This window comes from Paenibacillus sp. FSL F4-0243, assembly GCF_037963295.1.
GTDB lineage: Bacteria > Bacillota > Bacilli > Paenibacillales > Paenibacillaceae > Paenibacillus_AQ.
In genome coordinates, this window is record NZ_CP150151.1 from 367,492 (window position 1) to 380,200 (window position 12,709).

Sequence of the window (12,709 nt, forward strand, 5' to 3'; positions counted from 1 at the left end):
GATGATCCGTAAATGAAAAATAAAAAAGATCAGACAGCATTCCATCTCATGATGGCGCCAGGAATGATTTTCCTAATTATCTTTTCGTTTATTCCAATGTTCGGTATTATAATGGCTTTTCAAAATTATGTTCCGGCTAAGGGAATGAGTGGTTCATCCTGGGTAGGTCTTGATAATTTCAAATTTATGCTCCAAATTCCTGACAGCAAACAGATTTTCAGTAATACGATCGTTATCGCGTTATGGAAAATTATCGTGGGTACTTTTACATCCATCGTGTTTGCCCTGTTATTAAATGAAATTCGGGTAAAGTTTGCTAAGCGATTCATACAGACGGTTGTTTATCTGCCGAACTTCTTGTCATGGGCGATCTTAGCTACTGTAGTCATGAATATCTTCTCTTATGAAGGTCCTGTTAATGCCATGTTAAGTTGGTTTGGGATTGACCCGGTCTTGTTTATGGCCAGCAATACTTGGTTTAGACCGATGCTAGTATTAACAGATGTCTGGAAGGGTTTTGGGTACGGTTCAATCATCTACCTAGCTTCCCTGACATCCATTGATCCCGGACTTTATGAGGCGGGCTCCATTGATGGAGCCAACCGGTTTAAGAAACTGTGGCACATCACGTTGCCAGGCTTAATGCCAACTATTTTGCTGGTTACAACCTTGAACTTGCCGAATGTATTGAATGCTGGTTTTGATCAGATCTTCAATCTGTATAATCCTTTGGTGTATGAATCTTCGGATATTATTGATACCTACGTTTATCGGGTGGGTCTGGTAGAAAGACAATACAGCTTAGGTACAGCAGTTGGCCTATTACGGTCGGTCGTTGGTATCGTACTGATTCTTTCTGCGAATAAATTGGCCCAAAAACTTACGGATTATCGTATTTTCTAAAGAAAGGGGGGTTCTCCCATTTACGCATCTAACATCAAGGGTCGTATTGCAGATGTTATTATCTGGGTATTTGTTCTAGCGTTCGCCTTGTCCTGTCTCATACCGTTAGTCAATTTAGTAGCCATCTCTTTCAGTGATAATGCGGCGGCTTCCGCAAATCTAGTAAGTATATTCCCGGTTAATCCGACGTTTAGCTCCTATGAAAAGTTATTGTCTGACAGCCAGTTTTGGCGTTCATTCATGATCTCTGTAGAACGGGTAGTGTTAGGTCTGCTTGTGAATATGGTATTGATGATTCTTACAGCCTATCCATTGTCTAAAAGTTCACGAGTATTCACGGGTCAGAAGGTTTATATGAATCTCGTTATCTTCGCGATGTTATTCTCAGGCGGATTGATTCCAACCTTTATGGTAGTCAAAGAGCTTAATCTTTTAGACTCCATCTGGTCATTGATCTTGCCGGGTGCAGTACCGATAGGGAATGTTATCTTGCTGATGAATGCATTCCGGGCTGTACCGAAATCTCTAGAGGAAGCTGCAAATATAGATGGAGCTTCACAGTGGAGAATATTAGGAACAATCTATCTTCCAATAGTATTGCCTACACTTGCCACCGTTACGCTCTTTACTATTGTGGGCCATTGGAATGATTACTTTGGTGCCCTGGTATATATTAATAAAACGGCGAATTATCCATTGCAAACCTATATCCAACAGCTTAGCGTTGAGGTTCAGAACATTACAGATCCTGAAAAATTATTGGAATTAGCAAAAGTTTCGAATAAGACTTTGAACGCTGCTAAAATCGTAGTTTCTACGCTACCATTGTTGTTGATTTATCCGTTTATGCAAAAGTATTTCGTATCAGGGATTGTCGTTGGTTCGGTTAAAGAATAAATATTAGTAGACAGCCGCTATGAAGCTTCATAGCGGCCTACTATTTTCAAGTAGGAGGCTTACAATGAATAGTAATCAAGTTCATACATCAATTCTGGATGACATGAAGACATTTGTCTCTCAAGAAGCCAATCGGAGTATTTCATTTACGAATAAAGAGGCAGCATTTTATTTTACGCAATCCCATCATACGGATCATGTGGAACATGCATTTTTTGAGGGACTTAATATTGCTAAGAATAGAATTTTCGGTGGATACACCTTATTCGTAGGTGAACAGAAGCTAGACAATCGACAATCTGAAGTTTGGGCCTATCCTTATAGAATGGTGCGTAAGCACGCCGATCTTACAGAAGAGCTGTGGTTGTTGGATTATCATAATCTATTAGAAATTAGTCTCGCTAATGCTAAGGAAGACATAGGCATCGTTTTAAGGGGAGAGAATGTTAGCTATATAAACCAACAGGATCATATCGCGTTCTTTAGCGCTATCGAGGGAGATTGGGTGATTGCAGTTAGTGCTATCAACCTTTCACCTTTGCATATGGATAATGAAGTTCTAATTGCCGGTGCAAACGCTGGGGGTTACTATATCGCTGCAGGTAAGACATCCGAAGAAGCAGCAAGCTTAATCCTTAAAGCTAGACAAGATATTAGCACTTTGAAAGATGAACGTGTTAAGCGGATGGAAGATTTCTTACACCATAATGCCCATCTAACCAGCAGTGATGATACATTTACTTTAGCCATGAATTGGTTGAACATCACAATGGATCAGTTGGTTACTAGACAGCAGGGTGATGGTATCTATGCAGGACTGCCATGGTTTAACGAATATTGGGGACGGGATCAATTCATAGCTCTTCCAGGCGCTGTGCTCGTTACAGGGCAATTCGAAACGGCTAGAAATATCTTGCTATCATTCGCAGAGTTTCAGAATACGGACGAAGATTCTAAATACTTTGGTAGAATTCCAAATATCTTGTCTCCTGGAAAAGTGGATTACCATACAACGGATGGTACGCCGCGATTCATTATCCAGTTGCAGGATTACGTTAAGTATTCAGGAGATACAGCGATCATTAAAGAGCTGTATCACAATGTACAATATAGTATTGAAGGTTCCATTAAATATTGGGTAGATGATAAAGGGTACTTGAAGCACGCAGATAATGAAACTTGGATGGATGCCCGGGATGGCAATTTGGAGTCATATTCTCCTCGGGATACCCGTGCCAATGATATTCAAGCACTCTGGTATAACCAATTGCTTGCTGGTGTTTACTTTGCTGAATATATGAATGACAAGGTGAATGCTGATAAATGGAAGGGCATTGCTGAAACCTTGAAGCGCCATTTTGAGGTTGATTTCATTGATCAAGCGCATCCTTATTTAGCAGACAGACTGGATGCAGAAGACAAGCCGGAATTCTCCCTGCGCCCAAACCAGTTATTTGCTTTTGAAATGTTTGATGATAACGATTTTAAGGCTAGAGCGATTCGTACCGCGTGGGAAGAGTTGGTCTATCCATGGGGTGTTGCTTCGCTAGATAGACATCACCCATTGTTTCGTCCGTTTCATTTAACATCTCATTATCCGAAAGACGAGGCTTACCATAACGGTGCGGTTTGGATTTGGCTTAATGGTATTGCGATGCAGCGTATGATTGAAGCAGGGCAGGAAGAAACGGCCTATCAGCTATTCAAGAATATGAACTGGCAGGCCTTGAATTTAGGTGTTGTTGGTGGACTTTGTGAGAATATGGATGCTTATCCTGAGGAAGATGAGAAATGGGCGAAGTTGACGGGTGCATACCTGCAAGCTTGGTCCAATGCTGAGCACCTGCGTGTGTGGTACCAATATTTCTTAGGTATCCGTCCAGACCTGATTAACAATACACTGACAATTGCTCCAAGAATTCCGCAAGAGCTTGAATCCTTGGCTTATAATGTGAACATAGGAAAGGGACAGATCGAAGCCACGTATAACCGTGGACTTGAAATCACTTACGCCTATACATTCAAGAATGTGGGACTGGAAGTTATCATCGATATGTCTCCTTTCGAAACGGTATCGCTTGAAGTTAAGCCCAATATGGAGCTGGTTGTAAGACAAGATGATCATACACTGGCAGTTACCTTATATGATGAGAATCGTCAAATGCTCAAGGAGATTCAGTCAGGGCTATCCGAATCACGTGTTATGCACAATAAGCGGAATAACGAGTTATTAAAAGACGTTGAGTTTGCCAAGCCATTGAGCTTGGACAATCATCCTTGTATAAAGCTGTAGCTATAACTAGTTAAGACAATCTTAAAAAAACCTCTAACCCATCCTCAGGATGATGTTAGAGGTTATTTTGGCAGTTTATGATTTAAGCCAGGCATGTTGGTTCAGAATTTAGCCATAAGATGCTCAAGTCCTGTCGCCACTCCATCTTCGGCATTACTGACTGTAACAAATTCAGCCATTTCCTTTAGAATTGGTGCTGCGTTAGCCATGGCAATCCGGTAGCCTGCCACCTCGAACATCGGTTGATCATTATAGCTGTCACCCATTACGGCTACATCTGTTAGCGGGATGCCATAGTGGGCGGCGAGCATAGCTACACCGGAGCCTTTGTTGGCGTCCTCATGGTTAATTTCGATATTATTGACATGGGAGGCTGTAATAATAAGGCCAGGGATCGCGGCGAAGCGGGTGGAGGCTTCTTTGAGCAGTTCCCGGTCTAGAGAAAAGGCTAATGTTTTATAAATGACGTTTTCTTCTTTACTCCAGATCTCTTCCATACTTTCGACGTAAGTTACAGCCGCTTGTTGAAACTGCTGATCGATCATTGCTTTTAGCAGCCAGCTGACTTCCTCAGGTACTTCTTCTTCACTTAGTGCAGATAGTTTCTCTAATCTTACCCGTTTATTGAGCTCCACATATACGTTGTCCTCTGTGTATACCTCGTAATACAAATCCGGAATTTCGTTCATCCAGCGTAATGCAGGAATGATGTCTTCCTTCTTCAGCGGTTTACTTGCTGCCAGTGTGTGGTCAGACAATGTAACCACTGCGCCATTCAGACTGACTACAGGGCATTCCAGATCTGCCAGCCGCAGTTGTCGTTCCGCATCCATAAAAGAGCGTCCCGTAGCAATAATTACGATATGACCTAAATTTTGAGCCTTTATAATCGCCTCGCGGTTCTTTGGGCTAATTTGTCCTTCTTCGTTCAGCAATGTTCCATCCATATCTAAAGCAATCAGCATATTGTAAGATCTCCTTATCCAGTCATAGTTGTCCCCTTCGCGGGCAAGTGAGAACGTTAATTGTATCTTATCATTAATATTCTGAAAACCAAAAACACCTTTTCATTCCTAGTCTAATCGTATATTTTTAGAATATAGTTCAGTCGTGGTACAATAGTTGTTAAACTAATCGACTAGCCGAGTCTATCGTCAGTTCATGTTCGTGGGACGTGATCCGTCGGTATTTTTCCTGCGTAAGGACATCGGCAGCTGTGTATGTAAGGGGGACTAATCGTGAGATCCAAAAACTTGGCCACCATGTCACTAGCTTTTATGGCATGTGGGTTTCTGATTACACTATTTCTACCTGAAAATCTCGCTGTAATTCTACTAAGAGGTGGCTTTGAGGCTGGGCTGGTTGGGGGGATTGCCGACTGGTTCGCGGTAACCGCGTTATTCCGCCATCCGCTCGGGCTGCGTATTCCACATACCTCACTGCTGCTCAAGAATCGGGATAAGATTATTCAGTCGTTAATTACCGCTATGGAGACTGAGCTGCTGAACAAAGAGAGTATTGAGAACAAGCTGCGCAAGTTTGGCATTATGTCTATGAGTTCCAAGCTGCTGACGAAGTTCTTTAGCAAGAAGAAGGCGAGAGCCCAGATCCTAGAGCAACTTAGCGAATTCGTGTCACGTCTTCCGGTAGAGAAAGCTGTACCTTTTCTTCAAAAGGCAGCCTCTGACTATATTCGTGAAGCGGAGCTTGGAGTTGCGGCTGATAAGATTGTCACTAAATTAATGAACGACGGAAAAGATGTAGCGGCTCTGGATTATGCGCTGGAAGGGGTATCTAACTGGAGCGGTCGTCCTGAAACGAAAGCTATGCTGGGTAAGATCGCCAGCGAGAAACTGGCTGAAGTAAAGCTCGGTGGACTGAAAGGGATGGCTTTTCAGGCTTTCGTTGGATTCATGGATGCGGATATGCTTGGTGAAATGCTGCAAGGCATGCTGCAGTCCGGTATTCGCGATTTTCGTGAAGAGGATAGCCCTTATCGTGAAGAGATCATCCGGGAAATTCGGGTGGCGTTGTTCCAGATTGTTAATGATGAGGCTAGAATGACTTCTGTGAAAGAATGGGCACTACAAGAGCTTGAGGGAGAAGCAGTAACTGCTTTTCTGCATACTCAATTGGAGAACGTACGTAGTAAGGCACTCTCCTTATTAGAAGAGGACCGGGCAGCTGGCGGACGAAAACTATTTGCACTATACACCCTTCTTATGCGCCGTATTAGTAAGGAACAAGAGTGGATCGGTAGCTGGGAGGAGCGGATTCGCGCTTCATTGATTGCATTTGTAGAGGCTAACCACTTCCGAATCGGTCTTTTGGTGAAGGAGAATCTGGATAGCATGGACGATGCTAGTCTAGTGAATATGCTGGAGGATAAAGTAGGTAAAGATCTTCAGTGGATTCGTGTGAACGGTGCCTTATGCGGTTTTGTTGTAGGGCTTGTACTTACAGTTGTTCAATTTATTTAAATCAAAGTAGTCCGTCTCCAGTGAATGGAGGCGGACTACTTTTTTATGTTTATAGGATCTATTGCTGTACTAAGGCAGCTTGATAAAGCCGTTCCAAATCAGTTGCTGTACGTTGCCAATTGAAGGCTTCAAGCGCATCCGATCGTCCTTGTTTCCCAATGGTTGCTGCTACCTCCGGATTCCGGCCTAGTCGCAGCAAATCTCTAGCAAAGGGCAAGGCCTCGCGATATCGTTCCACCAGATATCCGTTATGGCCGGAGTCGATAATCTCACGGATACCGCCATTGCTAGAAGCGATGACCGGTAGTCCCGAGGCCATGGCCTCTACATTAACAAGCCCAAAGGATTCATGATTCTGAGAAGGACATACGAAGCAGTCGGCTGCTTGATAAATGGTATGGATATCCTCATGAGCTACATTTCCAAGGAAGGAAACGGATACGCCTAGTCGCTGTGCAAGCAGCTTCAGCTGTCGCAAATATGACGGTTTCCCTTTGCCTGCAATTACAAGATGAGCAGGAAGGTGCTTATTTAAATGGTACATAGCACGTATCAATATGGGCACCCCTTTGCGGGGAATGACTCGACCGACGAATAAGACGGTAAAGACCCTCGGGAGTCTGTAAAGTTTGCGAAGATGGTATTTTTCCTGTAGCGCTACAGGAGTGAATCGATCAAGATCTGCTCCGAGCAGGACAATACGGATTTCATTGTTTAATTGAGGGAAGCGACGGGTTAGTCTTCGCTGTAGAGAGTGGCTGTTCGCAATAATCAGATCTGCTCTAGCCAAGGCTCTAGCAGTCTTAACTGTGTCCGGTGTGAATGTAAGAGAATGCAGAAATAGAAATACCGGAAGATGAGGGAGCCGTTTCTTTACAGCAGACATAAGATGGGGGCGATTATCGACCTGAACTATATCAAATGACTCATTCTGAATGTAGTCTAATACCGAAGTACGATAATGAACGGGAGTACTTGCGGGCAACCGAATGATTCTGACCCGCTCCAATATGGAAGCATCGGGCAGTCCCAGCACTTTGCGGCTCACAATGGTAACCTTATGTTTCTCAGCCAGCTTTCTGGCAATGGCCCAAATGCAGATTTCTACTGACCCGTCTCCCGGAACCGGGAGACGTTCCGGCGCAATAATACAAATATGCATGGTTCATGCCTCCTCTGATCCGCTAATGGTTATCCTCTTCCCACCATATGCAGCTTGAGTATCTGGAGATACATCTGAGAGCGGAGAGGGCGTTCAACCCATTCCATTCATATAGTCGGAGCATAAAATACTAAGGTTAAGCAAGGCTGTGATCATTATTTGAGTGACAGGGGAGAGGGCAATTGGGAACAAAGTTAAAGTCTGCGTTGACCAGCAAATGGATTAAAACCAAGGTGCTCATGCAAAGTTCCGAGATTTCACCGCTCATTCCAGAAACAGTGAAGTTTAGTAAAGCAAACTTAAGAACGATGCTCTTGAAATATGGGATGATTTACGTTAAGCCGGAACATGGCACCTATGGTAACGGTGTAATGAAGGTTGAACAGAGTAAGGATTCTCATGGAACAGAATACAAATACCAAAGTGGAACAAAGATAAAAACCTTTGGAGCCTATGACACCTTTTATTCATCCCTTAAGAAAGCAACACGCGGACGCAGTTACTTGATTCAGAGAGGGATTGTTTTGCTAAAGCACGGAAAGCATCGTTTTGATATCCGTGTGATGGTCCAGCTCAGTCCGCGTGGCAAATGGGAAACTACCGGATTGATTGGCCGAGTAGCTGAGAAGGGCAAGATTGTTACCAATTATCATAACGGTGGTACGCTAATGTCTATGGAGAAGCTGCTGTCGCCTTATTTGAACGATGCTCAGCAAGCTCAGATGCTTAAGATATTGCGAAAGCTAGGTGAGGATACCGGACGTTTCTACCATAAGAAATATCCTGGCTTTAAACAGATTGGTGTAGATGTAGGATTAGATAAGCATATGACGCCTTGGATTATTGAAGTGAATACGAGTCCAGATCCATATATTTTCAAACATCTTTCTAATAAAAGCATGTACCGCAAAGTGATGGCTTACCGCAGAGCAAATGAGAAGAAGAAGTCCGCTAACTGATTTGCTTCTTCGTATTCGCAATAACAAGGGAAACCTTTTGTTCGAGCTCAATTATTTTTTGCTTATGGGTTGCGATCTGACGGTAACCGGAGACCAGTGCAGCTAAGGACTGGTTGGTTAGGGTAAGGTTTTGTTTGCGAATCGCTGCTTTAAAGTCAGTCCAATCTGCTGAGACACGTTTGTTTAACGAGGTGATTACGCTCTTGTTAGATTTGATCGTGATTTGAGGACTTTCAATACCAGACAAGGTTTTACGCGCTTCGGCTATCTTTTGGGAACGTTTCTTTTTCGCGGCGTTCAGCTGATTCTGCTTGTCACTGATCTCTTGGCGTGCCAACTGAACCAAGATCTTCATAGCATCACCTTGGGCACGCAGTACGGTATTCAAGGTCTTGTCCTTAAGTGACTTGGCGATACTAATTCGCTTGTTAAGTGCACTATACTGGTCAAATAAGGGCTGATAGCGCTGCTTGCTACTCTTAACGGAGGCTTCCAATCGGGTCACTGTTTCAAGATCAATTCCTTTAATTTGTTGACGAACCACAACTAGCGATTGCTCATTATTGTAGTGAAGGATTCGGATTTGCTCCTCGCGCTGATCATACTGCAGCTTTAAGGTGGATAAATCATTGTAAAGAGAAGTCAGCTTAACCCTGGCAGGACCTTCTGCCGTTGCGGCCGTCAGATCAAAAGCTGCTTTTATAGAAGGGGTTAATTCTGTTGTAGATGCAGCAATAGCTCCTGATGATGTGCTTAGCAGTAGCAGGATCGTAAGCAGTAGTAAGGGCACTGGCTTAAATATTTTCATTTATTCTCCTCCTATTATCGAAACCTAATGGCAACAAAAAAAGCACCCGTAGCAAAGGCAAAAGCCTTTATTACGGGTGCTTCCAGCGTAATAGGTCACGAACGATATTATTATGTTTAATAATAGTTTGCCCCAGGCCATCCAGTCAATATTTAAAATTAAGCTATTCACAATTCAAAATGATACGGAGGGCATTTCTATACTCACTTCTCTTATCGTATACTGAACTTAGGATGGAATAAAGGATGCAACGTTCGCAACAAAGGAGGTCTGGCGTAGATGGATAACGCGGTAGAATATAGCACAATGTTGGAACATGCATTTATGTGGTCCCCAGAGGGAATAGCCGTACTGTCTTTAAACGATGGTAAGGGTAACTGGCTGAAGGTCAATCCGGCTTTTTGCAATTTACTTGGCTTTACGGAAGCTGAGTTTCTTGCTGGGGCTATTTTTGCAGAAATGGAAAATAGACAGACGTCTTCGAAAGAGCTTTCCTATAGATTGGTGATGGACGAGCTTCAGAATTCTCCAGCAGGGAGCTGGAAGAAGGAAGAATGCTTTCACAAAGGGGATCAACCGGTATGGCTTTCCCTGACATTCTCAGGATTTGGAACAGCAGGACAAGCCCCTTCGTGTATTATTGTGTACGCCGAAGATATTACAGACCGAAAGATTGCAGACCAACAAATGGCAGATCAACGAGATCTAGAGGAACAGATTTATCAAAGTGAACGTAATTATAGATTGATTTCCGAGAATTCGCTGGATTTAATCTCGCGTCATGCAGTTGAAGAGCGCAAACAGTTCGAATTCAAGCTTCAGGAGAATGAACAGCGCTATAAATCCTTATTTGAATATAATCCCTCTGCTGTGTACTCAATGAATTTGCAAGGCGATTATTTAACAGCCAATGCGAATCTGGAGAAGCTGACCGGGTATTCGCTGGAAGAACTGATCGGAATGTACTTTGGTCCCGTTGTGCATGAGAAGGATATGGAGAAGACGCTGTATCATTTTAACTTAGCTGCTAAGGGCTATCCCCAAAGCTATGATCTGACGCTTATTCATAAAGAAGGCCATCTTGTAGAGATTAATACCACTAATATTCCGATCATTGTAGACGATCAAGTGGTTGGTGTATATGGTATTTCCCGTGACATTACGGAACGTATAAGATATACAGAACAAATTGAGAAGCTAAGCAATGAGTACACTCTTATATTAAATGCAGTATCTGAGGGTATTTTTGGACTCGATATGGAGGAGAAGGTGACCTTCATCAACCCTGCAGGTTTGCATATGCTCGGCTATGAACATGATGAGATCATGGGTCATACCTATCTAGATCATATTCAGCAGACAGCGCTTGACGGGATCCATTATCGGCCAGAGGAGTCGCCACTTATCAAAGCCATTAGGTCAGGGGGATCTTACCAGAGCAAGGATGCAGTTTTATGGCGTAAAGATGGTACAAGTTTTCTTGCGGAGTACCAAGTAACCCCTCTTTTTGATAAAGGTGAACCTAAGGGTGTTGTAGTCGTGTTCAGGGATATTACAGATGAGAAGGAGATCATTCGGGCGAAGGAATCTGCGGAAAAAGCGGACCAGGCTAAATCAGAGTTTCTAGCCATTATGAGCCATGAAATACGCACGCCTATGAACGGCATTGTAGGGATGACTGATCTGCTTGCCGAGACGGAACTAGATGAAGAACAACGTGAGTACACAAATATTATTAAGGAGAGCAGTAGCTCTCTTCTATATATTCTGAATGAAATTCTCGATTACAGTAAAATTGAGGCCGGAAAAATGATGATCGTACATGAGCCCGTACATCTTCGAGAGGTACTGGACAGTGTAACGGATCTGTTTATGGCTAAGGCTTTGGAAAAAAATCTTGAGCTGTCTTACAGCATGGCACCAGGAGTTCCTACGTTCATTATGGGAGATGCAGGACGATTACGTCAGGTATTGGTTAATCTGGTCAGCAATGCGATTAAATTTACTGACCGAGGTAAAGTCTGTATTTATGTGGAGCAGAAATTGTCCGTGGTTTCAAAGAAATCAACTTTGAAGTTTAATGTCAGAGACACGGGGATAGGTATTCCTTTAGAAAAGCAGCATCAGCTGTTTCAATCATTCTACCAGCTGCACTCCTCGTTTAATCGTAAGTATGCCGGGACGGGGTTAGGACTAGCCATTTGCAAGAAGCTTGTCGAGCTGATGGGCGGAGCCATTGCGGTGGAGAGTAGCGAAGGAAACGGCTCTAATTTCTATTTCACACTACAGATTAATCCTGAAAACAAATATGAGGGCGAAGAGGAAGATATTGCTCAGGCAGAGCAGAAGCCTGCACAGGAAATGGAATCACGATCTAATTCAGAGGGATCTATGGATGTTGGTGAAAATGTGATTTTACTTCCGGAAGGCCCTGCCCTTTCAGCTTCTAAGCCGAACTCTTCAAAGGGAGAACCATCCTGATGAGACATAGAAACTCCAGTCTTAGTAACAAACTATCGGTAGATCCATACACACAGTGGGAGGCTGGGGTTTCATCCCCGTCTTCTGCATGTGGACCAGCTACGCTGGCAGCTTTAACCGAGTATTGGAATACCCAGCTAGGAATGGACTTTATTCGTGGCAAAGGTCATTTTCACTCTAAAGCAGCTCATATTAATTACATATACAGTCATCACGGAGGTACCCCTTTGGGGATGAGTACACGTAGTTTTGTAAAGGGAATCACAGCTTATATCCACTCTTCAATCTCGCCAAAAGGGGGACATAAGCTTTCTGTCTCTACTTTTAACGATTTTGATGTGTATAAAGTGGAGATTGATGCAGGTCGGCCAGTAGCTGTTAAATTTGATAAATGGTTTAATTTTCGGTGGAGAGGGAATTTTGCTTACGATTACCATTGGGTATTAGGAATAGGATATGAAGTACCTGATAACGGGGATCGTCCAATCCTCATCGTTCAGGATAATGGTGTGAGGTATAAGGATGGAAGGATTGCTCTTTGTAAAGAACGCCGCATCCCATATTATGCAAATAAAGACATCATTACGATGGTGGGAATGAATATCTTAGAAACGCCTAGTTAATCGTGATTTAGCTATGCAATTACCCTGGAAAAATGATCTGGTTATTTTGAGTCCAAACGTTTGCACAAATTCGAGGATCATACTATAATCCAGTTAATAACTG

At 43.2% G+C, this 12,709-nt stretch carries 10 protein-coding genes; 7 read left to right on the forward strand and 3 right to left on the reverse strand.

All coding sequences use genetic code 11. The features are described from left to right. The first annotated feature begins 12 nt into the window (after positions 1–12). From NSS87_RS01665 to NSS87_RS01675, 3 genes are all read left to right on the forward strand, one after another. Entirely contained in the window at positions 13–903 is an 891-nt protein-coding gene (locus NSS87_RS01665; protein WP_042184236.1) for an ABC transporter permease subunit, read from the forward strand. Positions 904–1,143: 240 nt separating this feature from the next. Next, on the forward strand, positions 1,144–1,800 hold the full coding sequence (locus NSS87_RS01670; RefSeq protein WP_305953488.1) for a carbohydrate ABC transporter permease: 657 nt from the start codon (positions 1,144–1,146) through the stop codon (positions 1,798–1,800). A 64-nt stretch (positions 1,801–1,864) separates the two neighbouring features. Continuing rightward, on the forward strand, positions 1,865–4,093 hold the full coding sequence (locus tag NSS87_RS01675) for an amylo-alpha-1,6-glucosidase (RefSeq protein WP_339244402.1): 2,229 nt from the start codon (positions 1,865–1,867) through the stop codon (positions 4,091–4,093). Between the two features lie 101 nt (positions 4,094–4,194). Here NSS87_RS01675 and NSS87_RS01680 read toward each other — a convergent pair whose 3' ends face one another. Then, positions 4,195–5,058 carry a Cof-type HAD-IIB family hydrolase gene (locus NSS87_RS01680; RefSeq protein ID WP_042184240.1) on the reverse strand — a complete coding sequence of 288 codons (864 nt, stop codon included), beginning with the start codon at positions 5,056–5,058 and terminating at the stop codon, positions 4,195–4,197. A gap of 273 nt (positions 5,059–5,331) precedes the next feature. Here NSS87_RS01680 and NSS87_RS01685 point away from each other — a divergent pair, with 273 nt between their 5' ends. After that, positions 5,332–6,573, forward strand: a complete 1,242-nt coding sequence (locus NSS87_RS01685) for a DUF445 domain-containing protein (RefSeq protein WP_076285116.1) — start codon at positions 5,332–5,334, stop codon at positions 6,571–6,573. Positions 6,574–6,631: 58 nt separating this feature from the next. On the opposite strand, the gene NSS87_RS01690 is transcribed toward NSS87_RS01685, so the two are convergent. Then, a complete protein-coding gene (locus NSS87_RS01690) occupies positions 6,632–7,735 on the reverse strand; it encodes a glycosyltransferase family 4 protein (protein ID WP_339244404.1) in 1,104 nt (367 codons plus the stop codon). Positions 7,736–7,917: 182 nt separating this feature from the next. Between NSS87_RS01690 and NSS87_RS01695 the strand changes: the two genes are divergently transcribed. Beyond that, positions 7,918–8,694, forward strand: a complete 777-nt coding sequence (locus NSS87_RS01695) for a YheC/YheD family protein (RefSeq protein ID WP_231573370.1) — start codon at positions 7,918–7,920, stop codon at positions 8,692–8,694. On the opposite strand, the gene NSS87_RS01700 is transcribed toward NSS87_RS01695, so the two are convergent. After that, the gene (locus NSS87_RS01700; protein ID WP_339244406.1) at positions 8,687–9,502 is read right to left on the reverse strand and encodes a hypothetical protein; all 816 of its coding nucleotides are present in this window, start codon (positions 9,500–9,502) and stop codon (positions 8,687–8,689) included. The two genes, NSS87_RS01695 and NSS87_RS01700, sit on opposite strands and share 8 nt — an antisense overlap. A 279-nt stretch (positions 9,503–9,781) precedes the next feature. Here NSS87_RS01700 and NSS87_RS01705 point away from each other — a divergent pair, with 279 nt between their 5' ends. Further along, positions 9,782–11,983, forward strand: coding sequence for a PAS domain-containing hybrid sensor histidine kinase/response regulator (locus NSS87_RS01705; protein ID WP_052404121.1), 2,202 nt, complete (start codon positions 9,782–9,784; stop codon positions 11,981–11,983). Further along, positions 11,983–12,606: a C39 family peptidase gene (locus NSS87_RS01710; protein WP_149646271.1), complete on the forward strand. Its 624-nt coding sequence runs from the start codon at positions 11,983–11,985 to the stop codon at positions 12,604–12,606. The genes NSS87_RS01705 and NSS87_RS01710 overlap by 1 nt, the downstream gene beginning before the upstream one ends. Positions 12,607–12,709: the final 103 nt, after the last annotated feature.

Excerpts from the sequence above, each read along its gene's own strand:
- NSS87_RS01690 (WP_339244404.1), bottom strand. The coding sequence starts at position 7,735 with ATGCATATTTGTATTATTGCGCCGGAACGTCTCCCGGTTCCGGGAGAC.
- NSS87_RS01675 (WP_339244402.1), top strand. The coding sequence starts at position 1,865 with ATGAATAGTAATCAAGTTCATACATCAATTCTGGATGACATGAAGACA.
- NSS87_RS01705 (WP_052404121.1), top strand. The coding sequence starts at position 9,782 with ATGGATAACGCGGTAGAATATAGCACAATGTTGGAACATGCATTTATG.
- NSS87_RS01665 (WP_042184236.1), top strand. The coding sequence starts at position 13 with ATGAAAAATAAAAAAGATCAGACAGCATTCCATCTCATGATGGCGCCA.
- NSS87_RS01700 (WP_339244406.1), bottom strand. The coding sequence starts at position 9,502 with ATGAAAATATTTAAGCCAGTGCCCTTACTACTGCTTACGATCCTGCTA.
- NSS87_RS01710 (WP_149646271.1), top strand. The coding sequence starts at position 11,983 with ATGAGACATAGAAACTCCAGTCTTAGTAACAAACTATCGGTAGATCCA.
- NSS87_RS01670 (WP_305953488.1), top strand. The coding sequence starts at position 1,144 with ATGATCTCTGTAGAACGGGTAGTGTTAGGTCTGCTTGTGAATATGGTA.
- NSS87_RS01680 (WP_042184240.1), bottom strand. The coding sequence starts at position 5,058 with ATGCTGATTGCTTTAGATATGGATGGAACATTGCTGAACGAAGAAGGA.